Origin of the sequence: Agrobacterium vitis, from assembly GCF_013426735.1 — a bacterium.
GTDB classification, from domain to species: domain Bacteria; phylum Pseudomonadota; class Alphaproteobacteria; order Rhizobiales; family Rhizobiaceae; genus Allorhizobium; species Allorhizobium vitis_D.
The window spans coordinates 3,479,070-3,497,039 of sequence record NZ_AP023272.1; the positions used below are offsets into that span (position 1 = coordinate 3,479,070).

At 59.0% G+C, this 17,970-nt stretch carries 12 protein-coding genes; 4 read left to right on the plus strand and 8 right to left on the minus strand.

What is annotated here, in order from left to right:
• The first annotated feature begins 121 nt into the window (after positions 1-121).
• Positions 122-4,354 carry an ATP-binding protein gene (locus H1Y61_RS16260; protein WP_180573215.1) on the plus strand — a complete coding sequence of 1,411 codons (4,233 nt, stop codon included), beginning with the start codon at positions 122-124 and terminating at the stop codon, positions 4,352-4,354.
• Positions 4,355-4,478: 124 nt separating this feature from the next.
• Positions 4,479-6,407 carry an AsmA family protein gene (locus H1Y61_RS16265; protein ID WP_174110060.1) on the plus strand — a complete coding sequence of 643 codons (1,929 nt, stop codon included), beginning with the start codon at positions 4,479-4,481 and terminating at the stop codon, positions 6,405-6,407.
• 10 nt (positions 6,408-6,417) lie between these two features.
• On the opposite strand, the gene H1Y61_RS16270 is transcribed toward H1Y61_RS16265, so the two are convergent.
• From H1Y61_RS16270 to H1Y61_RS16290, 5 genes are all read right to left on the minus strand, one after another.
• Complete coding sequence (locus H1Y61_RS16270; RefSeq protein WP_180573216.1) at positions 6,418-7,233, minus strand: ABC transporter permease; 816 nt, start codon at positions 7,231-7,233, stop codon at positions 6,418-6,420.
• Between the two features lie 9 nt (positions 7,234-7,242).
• On the minus strand, positions 7,243-8,184 hold the full coding sequence (locus tag H1Y61_RS16275) for an ABC transporter permease subunit (RefSeq protein WP_235680775.1): 942 nt from the start codon (positions 8,182-8,184) through the stop codon (positions 7,243-7,245).
• Between the two features lie 4 nt (positions 8,185-8,188).
• Complete coding sequence (locus tag H1Y61_RS16280) at positions 8,189-9,337, minus strand: ABC transporter ATP-binding protein (RefSeq protein ID WP_180573217.1); 1,149 nt, start codon at positions 9,335-9,337, stop codon at positions 8,189-8,191.
• 102 nt (positions 9,338-9,439) lie between these two features.
• Positions 9,440-10,510, minus strand: coding sequence for a polyamine ABC transporter substrate-binding protein (locus H1Y61_RS16285; protein ID WP_235680904.1), 1,071 nt, complete (start codon positions 10,508-10,510; stop codon positions 9,440-9,442).
• Between the two features lie 167 nt (positions 10,511-10,677).
• The gene (locus tag H1Y61_RS16290; protein WP_180573219.1) at positions 10,678-12,087 is read right to left on the minus strand and encodes a helix-turn-helix domain-containing protein; all 1,410 of its coding nucleotides are present in this window, start codon (positions 12,085-12,087) and stop codon (positions 10,678-10,680) included.
• A gap of 248 nt (positions 12,088-12,335) precedes the next feature.
• On the opposite strand from H1Y61_RS16290, the gene aceA reads away from it, so the two are divergent.
• Complete coding sequence (gene aceA, locus H1Y61_RS16295) at positions 12,336-13,625, plus strand: isocitrate lyase (RefSeq protein ID WP_156591783.1); 1,290 nt, start codon at positions 12,336-12,338, stop codon at positions 13,623-13,625.
• Positions 13,626-13,777: 152 nt separating this feature from the next.
• Positions 13,778-14,038 (plus strand): SMc00767 family acetate metabolism repressor, encoded by a 261-nt coding sequence (locus H1Y61_RS16300; RefSeq protein WP_060719226.1) that lies wholly within the window; start codon positions 13,778-13,780, stop codon positions 14,036-14,038.
• A 42-nt stretch (positions 14,039-14,080) separates the two neighbouring features.
• Here H1Y61_RS16300 and H1Y61_RS16305 read toward each other — a convergent pair whose 3' ends face one another.
• From H1Y61_RS16305 to H1Y61_RS16315, 3 genes are all read right to left on the minus strand, one after another.
• On the minus strand, positions 14,081-15,274 hold the full coding sequence (locus H1Y61_RS16305) for a TCR/Tet family MFS transporter (protein ID WP_180573220.1): 1,194 nt from the start codon (positions 15,272-15,274) through the stop codon (positions 14,081-14,083).
• A 228-nt stretch (positions 15,275-15,502) separates the two neighbouring features.
• The gene (locus tag H1Y61_RS16310; RefSeq protein WP_174110054.1) at positions 15,503-16,144 is read right to left on the minus strand and encodes a hypothetical protein; all 642 of its coding nucleotides are present in this window, start codon (positions 16,142-16,144) and stop codon (positions 15,503-15,505) included.
• 354 nt (positions 16,145-16,498) lie between these two features.
• Positions 16,499-17,659 carry a LysR family transcriptional regulator gene (locus H1Y61_RS16315; RefSeq protein ID WP_174110053.1) on the minus strand — a complete coding sequence of 387 codons (1,161 nt, stop codon included), beginning with the start codon at positions 17,657-17,659 and terminating at the stop codon, positions 16,499-16,501.
• Between the last annotated feature and the right edge of the window lie 311 nt (positions 17,660-17,970).

Genomic DNA, 17,970 nt, shown 5'->3' on the forward strand with positions numbered 1-17,970 from the left:
TTGCTCACATTAACCCTGTTTGGCGATAGAGGCGCTCTCCGCTGGACCCGGAGGGGGTGCGAAGTTATTAAAAATCTGTTAATTCAGAACAGTGCCGGCGAAAAAGCTCGACAGGTTGACCATGCCCGCTATCCAGTACCCTTTTATTGATATCGCCGTGCACAGCGCGGTCAGGGCCAGGTTTGCGCGTGGAGATGCGCTTGCGCTGTTTTCACTGGATCTGGAGCGGGTGCTTTGGGCCAATGGCGCCGGAGCGGGTTTCTTCGGAACGGCCTCGGTTTACGATTTCCTCGACCAGGGACCACCGCGCCAGGATGTCACCTTCCGGCAGATCGCCGCCATGGCCCGGCAGTTAAAGACAACGGGCGAAGCGCGCCGTTTGGTGGTGCGGGCCGGTTCGGGCTTTCGTCTTGTGCCGGTCGAAGCCCAGCTGGAACGGCTGGAGATCCGCCCCGGCGAAGTGGTCATCCTGTTTTCCATGCCGGTCAGCTACCGGGACGCCTCGGCCCGCAGCGAAGCATTGCTGCGCGGCTTCGAGGACCCTGATACCCATATGGCTCTTCTGGACAGCAAGGGCGCAGTGATCCGTGCATCCGGCAATTTCGACCGGCTCGGCATTACGCCACGCACCATTGAAACCATCGTGCAGATGGCGCAAGTCCAGCCCGGCGGCCTGATGAAGCGGCCTATTCCGACAGCACGCGGCAACCTGCCAGCTGCGCTGGGCAGAATTGCCGACGACCCCGCAATGTTCCTGCTGTTTGCAGTGGAAACCCTGCTGGGTACGCTGGATGCGTCGGATGGGTTTACTGAGGAGCAGCCCACCCCGGCTTCTGTAACCGCTCCACAGGTCCACGAACCGCAGGTTTCGATAGAGCCAGCGGTGGCCGCTGCTGAGCCTCCCCCGTCTGAGACTTTTCCAGCCGCAGATACAATCGCTGTTGAGGTTGAAGAGGCCGAGCAGGAGGAAGCCAAGTCCGAAGAAACAAAGCCCCCAGAGACTTTCGAGGATGTGGTCGAAGCCCTGGGCAGCATCCACGAGTTGGAACCTGAGCCGGAAGACCTGTCCCAGGCAGATGCGCTGAGCCCGCAGCCGGACGATCATGCCATTGGCGAGCCCGCGCCTGAAGACGAGGACTTGCCTGAAGAGGAGCCCTTGCCTGAAGAACTGTCAGTTCCTGAGGAAAGCCACCCGGAAGCGGAACAGCCTCCTGCCACGTCCGACGCGACATTGACCGAGGATCGTCAAACCAGCGCGGATCTGCCAGATTCGGATCTACATGCCGATGTCGAACAGGATGAGATCGAAGCCGAGGACGATACCAACCTAGAGGAACCCGCAGAACCCGCGGCCATCGCCGCTGCATTTGACCCCGCTGATCAGTCTGAGGAGAGCGAAGCCGAGACCAGCACATCCTCCTCTGACGCTTTTGAGCAGGACGAAGAGGGCGAGACGGACTCCGCGCCGCATTCTGCGGAAGAACCGCCCGAATTGCGGGAAACCGCCAGCGGACAGGCCGCGCGGCAACAGGAGAACACCCAGGAAGATTTCGCCTTCGCACCGACCATGCGGGCGGCGCGGTTCGTGTGGAAGGTCGATGCACTCGGCTGTTTCAGCGAAGTCTCGCCGGAATTTGCCAAGGCGGTCGGCCCGCGGTCGGCGGCCATCGAGGGCCAGACCTTTGCCGATCTGGCGGCCCTGTTCAATCTCGATCCCGATGGCAAAATCGTCGAATTGCTGAAAAAGCGCGACACCTGGTCCGGCAAGACGATCTACTGGCCGATTGAAGGCACCAGCTTGAAAGTGCCGGTCGATCTGGCCGCCTTGCCGACCTATACCCGCAATCGCGATTTTGATGGCTTCCGGGGCTTTGGCGTCGTGCGGCTGGCCGATTGCATCGAAGATACCGACAAGGTGGGACTGACCTTAAGCGCCCCACACGATCAGACCGGCACGACCGAGCAAGCGGCGCAAGCCGATCCTCATGAAGACATGCGTGACGATGCCCCCGCCGCTCCGGCGGAGGTCGAAAAGGCTGATACCATCCCTGCGCCAGAACGGGTGGAAGAACAGGCGCCGGAACGGGAAGAGGTGCCGGCCTTGGTCATCAGCGCTCCAGCCCCCCTTCCTCAGGCGGAAAACATCGTTCAACTCAAGCCTCGCCATTTCGGCCGCGAAGGCTTGAGCCCCGCCGAACATGCGACCTTTCAGGAAATTGCCCGCAGATTGGACGCACTCGGCGCAAAATCCGCTGACGGCAGCCGCGATCTATCGTCCACGAAGGGGCATAACGACACGGGGCGTGACGACAAAGCCACTGTCGAAGACCAAAACCCATCGCCTGTTGCCGCAGCAAATGCCGAAAAGCAGACGTCTGATGCTGACGCCGACCATGCGCCGACCGAAGCGGCGGATACAACAGTGCCTTCGCCGCGTGCCGAGCGCGACAGCCTGCCTGAAAATGACAACACAAAACCAGATCCGGCCACCGATCTATCTGCATCGCAGGCCAGTGAAGAGGTCAATGCAGAGGTAAGCGACGAGTCAAAAAGCGCCAAAGATGGCGACCAGCCGGCTGACGAGGTTTCCGACCAGGAACAGGACTCTGCCGCTGAGACCGTCGTCGATTTCCCTGCTCCCTCGGCTATTGACGATGTTTCCGCCAATACAAACGATGACGCGGAGGATGGAAAAAACGCTGCGGACGAGATGATCCTGCCGGTCGCATCCGTACCTGGCGCTCTTCTGCCACGTCCGCCGCGCGATGTGGTGTTTTCGCCCGATGTGCTGGACATGCTGCCCGTGGCATTGCTCGCTCATCGCGGTGATACCCTGATCCATGCCAATCCGGAATTCCTGGCGCTGACCGGCTATGCCGATCTCGACGCATTGGCTCAGTCCGGTGGGCTGGACGCGCTTTTACAGCGCGACGACAGGGTGCAAGGCGACAATCCGCAAGACGATCAGCCTGGGCCGGACGACGCACGCCGGGATGGCAGGCTCGTCGTGGTCAGGGCCGATGATGTGTTGGTGCCGGTCTCGGCACGGCTGCAATCGATCCGCTGGGAGGAGGCAAGCGCCTTGCTGCTGGCGCTGGTGCCGCAGGCTCCGGCAAAGCCTGCCGAGGCGGTCATTGCGGACCATACGCTTCGTCCGGTTTCCGATGCGGGTGACAGCTCACAGCCTGGATTGGACCATCCGACCCGGCTTGATGCGGTGGAGCATACCGGCCTGCGCATCGAGGTGGAGGAGCTGCGCTCCATCCTGGAAACGGCAACCGATGGCGTGGTGACTATCAGCACCGATGGCGAGATCCGCACGGTGAACGGCGCGGCAAGTGCGCTGTTCAACTATGACGAAGACGATATTCGCGGTAAGCCCTTCGTGACGCTGTTTGCCCATGAGAGCCAGCGGGCGATCCTCGATTATCTGGGCGGGCTGACCGGCCATGGCGTTGCCAGCGTACTCAACGACGGACGCGAAGTGATCGGCCGGGAATCCTCCGGCGGCTTCATTCCGCTGTTCATGACCATTGGTCGCCTCTCCTCTTCCAACGGCTTTTGCGCTGTCATCCGCGACATCACCCAATGGAAGCGCACGGAAGAGGAGTTGCGCAGCGCAAAACGCGCCGCCGAGACCGCCAATGCCCATAAGACCGACTTCCTGGCACGGGTCAGCCATGAAATCCGCACGCCGCTGAATGCCATTATCGGCTTTGCCGATATCATGGCGGATGAGCGCTTCGGGTCGATTGGCCATGGTCGCTACGCTGAATATGCCGCCGATATCGGCCGTTCTGGCCGGCATGTGCTGGATATCGTCAACGATCTCCTGGATATTTCCAAGATCGAGGCGGGCGAAATGGATCTCGACTTCATCGCGGTCGGCTTGAACGAGACGGTGTCGGAAGCCGTCGCCATCGTCCAGCCGCAGGCAAACGGCCAGCGCGTGATCATCCGCACGGCGCTGTCGCAATCGGTGCCGAATGTCGTGGCCGACATGCGGTCGATCAAGCAGATCGTGCTCAACATCCTGTCGAACGCCATCCGGTTCACGCCATCAGGTGGGCAGATCATCGTTTCCACCAATTACGAGCCGAATGGCAGCGTAACCCTACGCATCCGCGATACCGGGATCGGCATGACGCGGGCGGAACTGGAACAGGCCATGAAGCCGTTCCGGCAAGTGTCTCCCGGCGGCGCCCGGTTGCGCGGCGACGGCACCGGTCTTGGACTGCCGCTGACCAAGGCCATGGTGGATGCCAACCGCGCCAGCTTTGCCATTCAATCGACACCGAACGAAGGTACGCTGGTGGAAATCACCTTCCCTTCTCCAAGGGTTCTTGCGGGATGATCGGCAACAGCAGGTCGATAGAGAGCTTGCGGCGCACCTGTTGAAATTGCAAGGAAAAGCGCTTTGCTCTGTCGAAACGGTCGGCGTTGATATATGTCTTCGCACCAGATCTGAAAGGCCTCCTGTGACGCTGGGTTCAAAACGCAAATGGTCGGCATCGCGGCGCTGGCGCGGACGCAGGCTGGCGCGGACGGTGATCTTCATCGCAGTCGCGACGCTTTGCATTTTCGTCGTGTCCCGGCTGGCGGCTCCCTATATCGTGTCCAGCAGCCTGGTGCGCGGCAGCATCGAAAAAGCCATCAGCCGCTGGAGCGGCCATGACGTGGAGATCGCAGGAACGCCCAGCCTGCAATTCTGGCCTGAGCCGCGCATTACCCTGCCCGATGTGACCATTACCGCCCATGAGCATGACATCAGCCACAGCTCTGGAAAATCCACCGATGCGGCCGGTGCAACAAAGCGGGTGCTTGCTCATATCGACGTGCTCTCGGCCTCGTTCGGCCTGATCAAGGCGGTGATGGGCAATCCGGCATTCGACGATTTCTATCTGGTGCGACCGCATATCTCCATGCGCCGCGACGCTCGGGGGCATCTGGATTGGGCTGGAAAAGGCCTGCTCTCGGATGCGATCAGCCATGCCCAGGAAAATGCTGGGGGCGGCCAGAGTCTTGAGAAGAACTATGACGCCAGGATCGGTTCGATTACCGTCGAAAACGGCCGGATCGACATCGAGGATCAGTCGCTGCGGCGACGGGTGGTGATCGATAGCATATTTTCCCACCTGTTCTGGCCGGTCATGTCGGCGCCGGTTGACGGCACCGCCAATATGATGATCGGTGGGGTGGCCACCCGGCTGGATTTTTCCTCGCGCCAGCCCCTGCTGCTGCTCGGCGGCGGCATCGCGCAGGCGGATTTTTCGCTGACTGCCCCCGCGCTTAAAGGGACGTTCAGGGGCAAGACCGGACTGGCGCCGGCCCGGTTCGCTTCCGGCGATCTATCGCTTGCGATTTCCGACGTCCCAGGGCTTCTTGCCTGGACAGGGGCGACGCTGCCCGGCACCGAAGCCCTGCACACGGTCTCGGTCGAAGCGACCGTGACGGCGGAAGCCGACAAGATCCGGCTGGACAGCCTGTCCTTTACCGCCAACGATACCAGCGCTACCGGCCTAATGGAAATGGCCCAGGCGAAGAGCGGCAAGCCGAAGCTCAGCGGTACGCTGGCCTTCGAGCAGATGGACATTCCAACCGTTCTCGGCGCCTTTTCGCTATCGGCTCCTGACGCCGACACGAATGAAGGAAAAAGCGGGCTGCTGGACTGGCTGGAATTCGACCTGACACTGTCAGCCCGCAAGGCCACGTATGCGCCCTTCACCCTTTCCGACCTGGGGGCCAGCATTCTGGCCACCGATGGCACCGCGGTGTTCGACATTGCCGACAGCACCCTTGCCGATGGCACGCTTGTCGCGCATCTGGAGGGCAAGAACGGCAATTTCGATGAGGGCGGCCACCTGGATCTTTCGCTGACCAATGCCGATCTATCCGATATTGAAAGCAAATTGGCGTTAAATGGACCTCTGCCGCTTGGCCCCGGCACCCTGACGCTGTCGGCAACGACCAATCGGGCGCTGTGGGAAACCCGTCCTGACGATGTTACCGGCACGCTGGACATGACCGCCGGACCGGGGAAGATTACCGGCGTCAACCCGGATGGTGTCCGGCAAAAGGCGGCAGAGCAGCGTTTTTTCCGCCTTCAGGATGCAGGAAAAGGTGAACTGCCCTTTGACAGCCTGACGCTGTCGGCCACACTTGGCAATGGCAGCATCAATATCGGCAAGGGCGAATTGCAGGGCAGCGTACACTCCACATCCTTTACCGGCGTGGTTCCTTACGGCTTCAAGGGTCTGGCTTTGTCGGCAGAGGTTCGCCCCGGCACGTCCTATGCCGGCGCATTCGCTCCGCTGCAATTGTTTGTTGGCGGTTCATGGCCGGATCTGATTGTTTCGCCGGCCAGTTCTCCAACAAGTCCCCCAGCCAATTCAGTTGCCAAGCCCTGACCTTTGGCATTCACCGCCCGGCAGCGGCAATGTGCTCATCGCGCTGGCGCTGCAATTCCCGCCGCTTGGTGCCGATAGAGCCAATGATGACACCGAGCGTCACCACGGCAATCAATATGGTGCAGACCGCGTTGATTTCCGGGGTCACACCCAACCGCACCTGCGAATAGATCTTGATCGGCAGGGTGGTCGCGCCCGGCCCGGTGGTGAAGCTGGCAATCACCAGATCGTCGAGCGACAGAGTAAAGGCCAGCATCCAGCCGGAAACCACGGCTGGCAGGATTAGCGGCAAGGTGATGCGGAAAAAGGTCTTGACCGGCGGGCAGCCCAGATCGAGCGCCGCCTCTTCCAGGCTGCGATCAAACGTCACCAGCCGCGATTGCACGACGATGGCCACATAGCACATGGTAAAGCTGGTATGGGCCAGCGTAATGGTCATCAAGCCGCGATCGACATTCAGCGCAACGAACAGCAAAAGCAGCGACAGGCCGGTGATGACATCGGGCATGACCAGCGGCGCATAAACCATGCCGGAAAACAGCATACGGCCACGAAACCGCCCGAACCGCACCAGCGCCAGCGCCGCCATGGTGCCAAGCACGGTGCCAAGGCTGGCTGAGATGAGGCCAACCCGGAGCGTGACCCAGGCGGCATCCATCAGGCTGTCATTCTGCCAGATCTCCTGGTACCAGCGCAGCGAAAACCCGCCCCAGACAGTCACCAGCTTCGACGCGTTGAACGAGAAAATCACCAGGATCAGGATCGGCACATAGAGAAAAGCGAAACCGAAAGTGAGAAAAACAGGATCGAAACGGCCAGATTTCATGACGGTCCCTCACACTTTGCTTTGCTGGTTCTGGAAAATCATGATCGGCACCACAAGCAGAAGCAGCAGCACGATTGCGACGGCGGAGGCCACTGGCCAGTCTCGATTGCCGAAAAACTCCGTCCACATGGTCTTGCCGATCATCAACGTATCGGCCCCCCCCAGCAGGTCGGGAATGACGAATTCCCCTGTGATCGGAATGAAGCAGATCATTGAACCGGCAATCACCCCAGGCAGGGACAGCGGAAAGGTAATCCGCCAGAAGGCCGTCATCGGCGGGCAACCGAGATCGCTTGCCGCTTCCAGCAGGCTGCCATCCATCTTCTCCAGAGCCGAATAGAGCGGCAGGACCATGAAGGGCAGGTAGGAATAGACGATGCCGATAAAGACGGCGATGTCGGTCTGGTAAATATGCACCTGCTGGTCGGGACCGTAGATATGCAGGCTTTGCAGCAGCAGCGTCAAAAGCCCTTCCGGCTTCAGGATGCCGATCCAGGCATAGACGCGGATCAGGAAGGAGGTCCAGAACGGCAGGATCACCATCATCACAAGGGTTGGGCGAAGCTCCGCCTTGGCGCGTGCCATGGCCAGCGCCATCGGGTAGCCGATCAACAGCAGCAGCAGGGTGGAGATCGCCGCGATCCTCAGCGACGACAGATAGGATTCGATATAGAGCGGATCCTCACCGAGGATCTGGAAATTCTCGAAATCTAGCTGTGACAGGAAATCGCCCAGCTGCGAAAAGCCCTGAAAAACCGGCGTATAGGGCGGCATGGCGATGGCCGTATCCGACAGAGCGATCTTCACGATGATGAAGAACGGCGCCAGGAAGAACAAAGCCAGCCAGAGGTAGGGGAGGACGACAATCAACCAGCGAGCACGGCTTGCCTTCGAAAGCGTTGGGGGAAGTGCCGGAGGAACGGCTTGTGGAAGGGTTGCGGGCTCGGCCATGGCGCTACCTCGTCAACAACAGGCCGGCATCCGGCGTCCAGGAAAACCAGACCTGATCGCCGAACGTGATCGGCCGGTCTACCAGGCGCGCGACATTGGCCTGCGCTGCCCGGAAGGTAAAGCCATCCTCGCGCCGGATGATGAACACCGAAAAATCGCCGAGATAGCCGATATCCCAGACCTCACCGGAAAGCGCATTGACGCTGGTATCGGCGGGCGGGTCGATGGAGATACGAACCTTTTCCGGGCGGATGGCAAAGGCAACCTCGGCGCCGTCAGCGAGATCGCAGGGCTGATCGACGATGCTGGTGAAGCCGTCACAGGCAATGGCCACAGGGCCGCCAGCGCTATCGCTTCGCAGCAACCGGCCCTCGACGATATTGATGTCACCGATGAAATCCGCCACGTAACGGCAATTCGGCGCCTCATAGATTTCGGCGGGTGTCGCCACCTGGACGATTTCGCCCTTATCCATCACAGCGATCCGGTCCGACACCGTCATCGCCTCTTCCTGGTCATGGGTAACGATCAGGAATGTCAGGCCAAGCTCTGTCTGGATATCCATCAGTTCGAACTGGGTTTCCTCGCGCAGCTTGCGGTCCAGCGCGCCAAGCGGCTCGTCCAGCAGCAGCACTTTCGGGCGTTTGGCGAGCGACCGCGCCAGGGCAACGCGCTGGCGCTGGCCGCCGGAAAGCTGATTGGGCTTTCGCCTGGCAAACTCCTCCAGCTTGACCAGTTTCAGCATTTCCTCGACCCGCGCCTTGATTTCGGCCTTGGGCAGATTGTCCTGTTCCAGACCGAAGGCGATGTTCTTTTCCACCGACATATGCGGAAACAACGCATAGGACTGGAACATCATATTGGTCGGACGACGATAGGGTGGCACACCGGCGAGATCGCGGCCCTGCAACAGGATGCGCCCCTCGGTCGGCTCCTCGAAACCGGCCAGCATCCGCATCAGCGTGGTCTTGCCGCAGCCCGATGGCCCCAGCAGCGAGAAAAATTCCCGCTCGTAAATGTTGAGGGTGAGGTTATCGACCGCCGTGAACGGTCCAAAGCGTTTAGTGACATTTTCAAACCGGATGAAGGGCAATTGCCCCCGCTCCGTCCACGGTGCGAATTTGCGTTTCACCGGCCCCAGAGTCTTCGCCATCGGTCCCCTTTCCCGCCTACCTCTTGTTTTGCAAGGTTCAGCGGTGCTTTTGCTGCATCCCATCAATAGAAAACGGGGCATTTCTGCCCCGCTTCATCTCGTTTACTTGCCGGTCTTGATCTGGGTCCAGAGCCGGTTCAGGACGCGCTGTGATTTGGGATCGTAAGGCGAGATGGTGAACAGTCGCTTCATGGTCGCCTCGTCGGGATAGACGGAGGGATTGTTGAGCACATCGGCGCTGACCATTTTTTGCGAGGCCAGATTGCCATTGGCATAGGAAACGAAATCAGACGCCTTGGCGATCACCTCCGGCTTCATCAGATAATTGATGAAGGCATGGGCTTCCTCGACATTCTTGGCATCAGCCGGGATCGCCAGGTTGTCGAACCACATATAGGTTCCTTCCTCGGGGATCACATAGGCGATTTCCACCCCATTCTTGGCCTCTTCCGCCCGCTTCTTGGCCTGGATCACATCGCCGGACCAGCCGATGGTGGCGCAGATGTCGCCATTGGCGAGATCATTCAGGTAGGAGGAGGAGTTGAAGGTCTTGGCGTTGGGCCGGATCGCCTGGTAGACCTTGGCGCCTGCTTCCAGATCGGCTGTTTTCTTGCTGTCAGCCGGTTTGCCGATGTAGTTCATGGCAATGGCGAAGGTTTCATCCGAAGCATCAAGGATGTTCAGGCCGCATTGCTTCAACTTCTTGGCGTTTTCCGGTTTGAAGATGAAGTCCCAGCTATCGACCTTGACGTCATCGCCGAAGATCGCCTTGATCTTTTTGACATTGTAACCAATGCCTGTGGTGCCCCACATATAGTTGACGGCATATTGGTTGCCGGGGTCGTAATTGGCGAGCCGCTCCATGACCATCGGCCACATATTGGTAAGGTTCGGCAGTTTCGACTTGTCGAGCTTCTGGAATACGCCTGCCTGGATCTGCCGGGCCAGGAACGGACCGGTCGGCACCACCACATCATAGCCGGAACCACCGGCCAAAAGCTTGGTTTCCAACAGGTCATTGTTGTCAAAGACGTCATAGACGACCTTGATGCCGGTCTCCTTGGTAAAATCCTCAAGAATCTGCGGATCGATATAGTCCGACCAATTGTAGACATGCACTTCCCGGTCGGCAGCACCGGCAGGCAGCGCGCCCGTCGATGCAGTGATGGACATGGCCGCAAAGGCGGCGGCAGCAAAGCGAATCCCGGTGGATGTCATCACGTCTCCTGTTTCCAGGCCGTTGGGGGACACGGCCCGACGTTCCCATTATTTTTCACCAGACTAGAAAGGAAAAATGCGGGCGACAAGCGTAATTTTCCGCAGCACAGCAAAGACTTGTTTTACTGGAAATCGAAGGCGCTTAATCCCGCCGTCATTTCGTCCAGTCCCAGTGGCCGGGTCATTGGCGGTTCGGCCCTGGAAAGACAGGCCTGCCGCTCGCAGATCCGGCAGGCCTGACCGATCCCCACCGGTGCCATCCGCGCCTCGCCATAGACGGTGTCCTGTGCGTGAGCGAGATCGCAGCCAATCAGCAGGGCTGTCCGGCGGACCCGCTGCTGAAAGCCAGCCTGTGGCCCTTCCAGCGTGCGCGACACGGTGAGAAAACCGGCGCCATCTGGGGCAACCACCGGCTCGACCAGAACCTGCCCGGGCTCTGAAAAGGCCGCATGAATGTTCAGCTTCGGACATTGGCCGCCGAACGTGGCGCGGGGAAAGCCCTGAGCCCCGGCCCGGCGGATGATATTGCCAGCATGATCGATTTCCATCAGGAAAAAGCCGATGCCCGCAGCGCCCGGCCTCTGCAATGTGACCAGCCGTGACGCTGCCTGCTCGAATGACACCCGGAACCGGGCGCGCAGCACGTCCACGTCATAGCGCGCCCGCTGCGCCGCTGCCAGAAAAGCACCGTAGGGCATGATCAACGCGTGGGCGGCGTAGCGCGCCAGTTCAAACCGGGCGATGCGGCCTGCTTCGTTCGAGGTCAGGGCCAGGGTTTCTAACTCGGCGCGTATTTCTTCACCCATCACAAGAAGACAGGCTTCCATGGCCATTTCCCGCAATTGGTCGAACGGCGACAGCCGTTCCGACAGGAACAGCCGCATGGAATGGCGGTCGTAGCGGCGTCCGAGATGCGGCATGACATGCACGGGCAGCGCCCGCACGACAATGCCGTGTTGGGTGCGCAGCCAGGTTTTCAGCGCTGCTTCCAGCCCATCGCCCGGATCGAGCGCCGCATGAAAGGCTTCCGCTGCCGCCTCGATCAGGGGAAAATGCAGGCTGCGGCGCTCCAGCACGTCGCGCACTTCATCCATCGGCAGCCGCGCCCCGGCCAGCGCCGTTTCATGGCCCTCGCGGGCCAGCAATTCGGCAAGGTCCGACAAGCGCTTGGCCTGTTCCCGGTAGGCGCGGTAAAGCTTGACCACGCCGCTGGCGGCATTGGGGGCCGCCTCGGCAAACTCAATCAACTCCTGATCGCCGGGAATTTCGCCCACCAGCAGCGGATCGGCAAACACTTCGCGCAGCGGCACCGAGCCACCGCCCGCATCGCCCTGTAATTCCTCCAGATCAACCTTGTAGACCGAGGCCAGTTTCAGCAGCAATTGTACGGTAAGCGGTCGCTGGTTGCGCTCGATCAGATTGAGGTAGGACGGCGAAATCCCCAACGCCTCGGCCATCGCCGTCTGGGTCAGGCCAAGGCCATTACGCACCCGCCGCACCCGTGGTCCCGCAAAGATCTTGTGGTCGGCCATGTCAGCCCCTCCGACAGGAATTTACAAAATTTACGCCTCGACGCATCAAACCGGTGATTTACAATTTTTACAATATTACATCGCTCATTTGTAAACAACAAGACATCCTAACCTCTTTCAATTCGTTGTTTTATCGTTTTTTCTTGGGATTTTTTGCAGCGCATTGTAAAACAAGTCACATCAGACCAGCAGGAAAGCAGCAAGAGGAGCGCGGTATTCCTGCATGAAAACGACAAGAGGAGACTGCCATGACTGATTTTTACAAACTCGTTCCCTCCGCGCCACAAGGCCGTTTCGATGGCGTTGAGCGGACCTATTCGGCAGAGGATGTCAAGCGGCTGCGTGGCTCCGTGGAGATCCGCTATTCGCTGGCGGAAATGGGGGCGAACCGGTTGTGGCAGCTGATCGGCCAGGAGGATTTCGTCAATGCGCTGGGGGCGCTGTCGGGCAATCAGGCCATGCAGATGGTCCGCGCCGGGTTGAAGGCGATCTACCTTTCCGGCTGGCAGGTTGCGGCGGATGCCAATACCGCGTCCTCCATGTATCCCGACCAATCGCTCTACCCCGCCAATGCGGCCCCGGAACTGGCCAAGCGGATCAACAAGACCCTGCAACGGGCCGACCAGATCGAAACTCAGGAAGGCAAGGGCCTGTCGGTCGAAACCTGGTTTGCGCCGATTGTTGCCGATGCCGAGGCAGGTTTTGGCGGGCCGCTCAATGCTTTCGAGATCATGAAGGCCTTTATCGAGGCAGGTGCGGCGGGCGTCCATTATGAGGACCAGTTGGCGTCGGAGAAGAAATGCGGCCATTTGGGCGGCAAGGTGTTGATCCCGACCGCTGCGCATATCCGCAACCTGACCGCCGCCCGGCTTGCCGCTGACGTGATGGGCACGCCAACGCTGATCATTGCCCGCACCGATGCGGAGGCCGCCAAGCTGTTGACCTCTGATATCGACGAGCGCGACCAGCCCTTTGTGGACTATGATGCGGGCCGCACCGCCGAAGGCTTTTACCAGGTACGAAACGGCATCGAGCCCTGCATTGCCCGCGCCATTTCCTATGCGCCCTATTGCGATCTGATCTGGATGGAGACCTCCAAGCCGGATCTGGAACAGGCCCGCAAATTCGCGGAGGCCGTGCATAAAGTGCATCCAGGCAAGAAGCTAGCCTATAATTGCTCGCCATCGTTCAACTGGAAAAAGAACCTCGATGACGCGACGATTGCCAAGTACCAGAAGGAACTGGGCGCCATGGGCTACAAGTTCCAGTTCATCACCCTGGCCGGCTTCCATCAGCTGAACTACGGCATGTTTGAGCTGGCGCGCGGCTACAAGGATCGGCAGATGTCCGCCTATTCCGAGCTGCAACAGGCGGAATTCGCCGCAGAAGCCAATGGCTACACCGCCACCAAGCATCAGCGCGAAGTCGGCACCGGTTATTTCGACGCGGTTTCCATGGCGATTTCCGGCGGCACGTCCTCAACCACGGCCATGAAGGAGTCGACCGAACATGACCAGTTCCGCCCTGCTGCTGAATGAGTTTTGGGCCGTTGCCCTGCTGATATCCACCGCCTTGGTCGGTCGAAAATTGACCGCTGCCTTTATCGCAATTCCCGCCCGGTCTCGGGCGGGGCAAACTCTTAAAAACCTCCAGGCCTTTCAAAAACCCCAGACATAAGAGGAGCAATGCCATGACACCCCAGACCCGCGTTAAAGAACGTGCCGAAGAACAGGCAACCGCCATGAATGCCGACCAGCAGGCGCTGATTCGGATGCTGGCCAATGATCTGCATCGGCTGAACCATTCCGTCATGAAAGCCGTCGAGGCCGGTGTTTCCGTCGAGCTGGTCCGCTCCGCCCGCCACCATGGTGGCGACGGTAACTGGGGCGATCTGCTGATCCCGGTCGTGGTTACGCAAGGGATTGCGGCTCAGGGCATCAAGGCCGCCTGATATGCAAATGACGAGCGTGTTTAGCCCGGCTGGAAGGTCGGGCTAAACGGCCTTCCCGCTGGTTTTAGCCTTGAGACGCAGGCCCAGAACCAAGGGGACGCTGATAGCATAAACGGCAATGACCGCCATCCAGATGCCGCCCGGCCAATAGTCCCGGATGAAAAAGTAAACGCTTGAAAACATCAGGGGGCCGATAATGGCGGCGAGGCTGAGGGCGGAAGCCAGCACGCCCTGGAATTGGCCTTGCTTATCCGCATCGACCTGGGCGGTTGCGAGCGATTGCAGGGCCGGAACGCCGATGCCGCTCAGGGAAAAAACCGGCATGATCGCAAACACCATCCAGCTTTCGGTTGCAAAGGCAATGACGGTCAACGAAAGGCAGGCGCTGGAAACGCCGATCAGAATGGCGATCCGTTCGCCAAACAGCTTGACCGCCGGGCCGGGAAGAAAGGTCTGGGCAAGCGCCTGACAGATGCCGAACGCGCCGAGCGACAGGCCGATCCACAGCCCGTTCCACTGAAACGCATCGCCACCCCACAGCGCCCAGCAGGTGGCATAGGCTTCACCCGTCAGGCTGAAGATGAAAAACAGGATGACCATCGGCAGCAGGTTTTTCAGCGACAACGCCCATTTCAAAGGCCGCAGCGGATTGATGGCCGCCAGATGGATCTTCTCCCGCGTCGGAATGCGGGATTCCGGCAGCACGAAAAACGCCAGCAGCAGATTGCCGCCATTCAGCACGGCGGCGGCAATGAAGGGCAGCCGCAGCCAATAATCCCCCAGCGCCCCGCCGATAATTGGGCCGAAGATAAAGCCCAGGCCAAACATCGCATTAAACAGCCCAAAACGCCGCGCCCGCTGATCTTCCCGCGAAATATCCGTCACATAGGCCGTCGCCACCGACATGTTCGCGCTGGTCAACCCGGTAATGGCGCGACCCAGCAGCAGCAGCCAGAGATTGTCGGCAAAAGCGAGAAACAGATAATTGACCGACGCCCCCGCCAGCGAAATCAACAGGATCGGACGACGACCAAGCCGATCACTGAGCGATCCCAGGATCGGCGCAAAGATAAACTGAATAACAGCATGAAGCGCCACCAACAGACCAATATAGGGCGCCACATTCTGGATATGCGTCACCTCCCGCAACAAAGCCGGCAAAATGGGAAAGATGAGGCCAAACCCAACCGCATCAAGAGCGACGGTGGCGAAGATAACGACGAGAGCTTTGTTCATAGCGCATTCCGGTTACAGCATTTTCTGCAGAAGTGCGATGCGGTTTTGTGATCGGAAATGCGCGCAAGCAAAGAGTGGGCAGGTCAATGGTCAGAGAAAACGGCGATGGCTGGCGGCTTGGCCTGATAAGGTTCGAACATGCGTTCAGGTCTCGTCCACTTCCGGCCCAAAGCGGACAGAGAGTCATTTAAGATATTGCCATCGGCATCCGTCATATGTTTGGCGAACTCAGAAATAAGCTCTGATCGGATGGCCGCGTTCGCCCCAGAACATGAACCATTGCCCAGCGGCACGTACGATGTCCATTTGTTCTTGCAATGGGAGGGTCGCGGCTGGCTTGGAGAAGGATAGACGGGAGAGCAGACTTTTGCGCTTTTCCCGCGGCGATGTTTCGGCTGCATGTGCAGCTTCCAGCAGCGCTCGCCCGTAGTCGAGCGCTGCCCCGGGGAGCTTGTGTTCCCATGCCTCTGCCAGCATTTCATCGCTGATCACATTTGTACAATCCTCCAGGAATGATCCCCTGAAACTCGTCTCGTCCACACCATCATAGGAGCCCGCATTCGAATAGACCGGAAGGCCATCGCATTCAACGAGTTGCAGAACATAGTGTCCATGGAACTGCATCAAGGTTTGCGCGATCTCATCGGATGTTTGCGCTTGTTGCGCCTTGATGATCCAAGCATCTGCTGCGGCATCGTACCCGACACGCGGTGCGCCAACATTTTCGTAGGCAGGAGTGCTGATCTCGTTGAACCGGGCAATATCCGCGTCCGACAATTCGTCGTTTGCAAACACTCGCTCGATTAGCCGCCGCCACTCCACTTCGTGCCCGGCTTTCGCGCAGCCTTCTACAACTAGATCGAGCCCCATAGAGCCTCCAAGATTGAACTAACTCGAACCGTATATCGAGAACATTCTCCGGATTGTCTAGTGTCCGCTTCTGGCGGATACTGTTGAAAAACTCCCCTGAGCAGCGGTAAGGGGGCGCCTTTCCCGGATCGTCAGGTATAGTTTTATGACGGTGCGGGACAGATGAAACCACTTTGCGTCTGACGTGCTGGGGAGCGTGGCATGCGCAATATTATTTCAGTGAGCCCGAAGGAAAAGCCGCCTGCTGGAGTTTTTCAACAGTATCGGCGCTTAACAGCCAAGATCCCCTAGTTTCTCGATTCTAAATTACCTTATGCCTTGCGAGCTACGACGCGATAGCCTTGCATCCAGCACTCAGAATGCCTGCGTCTGACCGTGCAACCACTTTACAAAAAGCACTGCTGGTGGATGGAGGGTTCCGTTGCTTGGATAGACCACATGGTAGTTCATTTCCGCGGAAAGACTTTCGGTGACGGCTTTAACCAATTGGCCAGAGGAGATTTCATCGACCGCAAGTATGGACCGCACCAGAGCAAAGCCTTCTCCCCGCCGACACGCCTCTAACATCTCATCGAACGTGGGGAAGACCACCATTTTCGCAAGATATTCGGAAATCCAATCTGCGCCTTCGATGCCGAAGAGTTCCAGCATCCAGCGTCGCCAATCCAGCCTGGTGTGATAGGCGTCCGCATGAGTTAAAAACGGAGCGGCGGCAAAAGCGTTTCGCGGGGGAAGTCGTTCGGAAAGCTTCGGTGAACACACTGCAAATTCCTCGTCGGCGGAGAGCGCAAACCCGCCTTGACCTTGCACAGGTTGAGCCAAGCGAATCTGGACGTCTGCACCTCCATCGGAAAAAACATCGCGTCGATAGTCTTGGCTAAGCCGAAGCGAAATTTCCGGATGCAATGCCAAGAAGGCGTCAAGCCGACGGGCAAGCCAATAGCGATAAAGCTCGGGAGCAACGACCACATGCAAATCATTATGCCGGGACTGCGGGCGGGCGACTTCCAATGCGTCTGAGACACCGCGAAGCTGACTTTGCAGCTGGAAGGCAAGCGCTCGCGCGTTCGCCGTTGGTTTCATGGTTTTACCCGACCGCTCGAACAGTCGTTGCTCAACAAAGCCCTCCAACTGAGAAATATGGTGGCTAACGGCGCTTTGCGTCAAATGAAGCCGAGCTGCCGTCTTCGTTACACTTCCAGACTGTACGACCTCGACGAATGATAACAGGATCGACCACGATGGTATTCCACGACGCATCCATCGAAATTCATCATGATAAGCATGATCAGACTTTGTTTTCATTTCCCGCAAACTCCCGTGATCATTGACGGAACCTAACAGGTTTTGGAGAAAATCATGAGGATTATCTATCGATTGATACGGCGCTGGAGAAGTCGCCGGTGCGCGGAACCTCCAATAACCCTCTATAGTGATGTCGGCCTTGAGCTTCCCTTTGAGAAGGCCCATTGGCAAAGCTTCAACCGTTGGTGACAAAATTGTACCGTCTGACATGGTTGGCCAAAATGCTTCCGCCATTGGCGCAAAGCAATCGCATTCACAGCCGGTTCAGCCCCTTTGCACCGACGGGCAAGGATATCCTCGCGCTGAGTAAACGTAAGCGCCCGCTCGCCCCCTCACCCCGCCTCCGCTATGCTCGGCGGACCTCTCCCCGCTGGGGCGAGGAAACAACAGGCGCTGCGGCTCTTTCCCTCTTCTCCCCATCGGGGAGAAGGTGGCGGCAGCCGGATGAGGGGGGCGGAGCCAACACGGCGAACGTAATCAATAATGGCTCTTGATCTCAAATATGCCGGTTATCATTTCAT

Excerpts from the sequence above, each read along its gene's own strand:
- H1Y61_RS16300 (WP_060719226.1), top strand. The coding sequence starts at position 13,778 with ATGACACCCCAGACCCGCGTTAAAGAACGTGCCGAAGAACAGGCAACC.
- H1Y61_RS16290 (WP_180573219.1), bottom strand. The coding sequence starts at position 12,087 with ATGGCCGACCACAAGATCTTTGCGGGACCACGGGTGCGGCGGGTGCGT.
- H1Y61_RS16315 (WP_174110053.1), bottom strand. The coding sequence starts at position 17,659 with ATGTCAGACGGTACAATTTTGTCACCAACGGTTGAAGCTTTGCCAATG.
- aceA (WP_156591783.1), top strand. The coding sequence starts at position 12,336 with ATGACTGATTTTTACAAACTCGTTCCCTCCGCGCCACAAGGCCGTTTC.
- H1Y61_RS16260 (WP_180573215.1), top strand. The coding sequence starts at position 122 with ATGCCCGCTATCCAGTACCCTTTTATTGATATCGCCGTGCACAGCGCG.
- H1Y61_RS16270 (WP_180573216.1), bottom strand. The coding sequence starts at position 7,233 with ATGAAATCTGGCCGTTTCGATCCTGTTTTTCTCACTTTCGGTTTCGCT.
- H1Y61_RS16275 (WP_235680775.1), bottom strand. The coding sequence starts at position 8,184 with ATGGCCGAGCCCGCAACCCTTCCACAAGCCGTTCCTCCGGCACTTCCC.
- H1Y61_RS16285 (WP_235680904.1), bottom strand. The coding sequence starts at position 10,510 with ATGTCCATCACTGCATCGACGGGCGCGCTGCCTGCCGGTGCTGCCGAC.
- H1Y61_RS16310 (WP_174110054.1), bottom strand. The coding sequence starts at position 16,144 with ATGGGGCTCGATCTAGTTGTAGAAGGCTGCGCGAAAGCCGGGCACGAA.
- H1Y61_RS16280 (WP_180573217.1), bottom strand. The coding sequence starts at position 9,337 with ATGGCGAAGACTCTGGGGCCGGTGAAACGCAAATTCGCACCGTGGACG.
- H1Y61_RS16305 (WP_180573220.1), bottom strand. The coding sequence starts at position 15,274 with ATGAACAAAGCTCTCGTCGTTATCTTCGCCACCGTCGCTCTTGATGCG.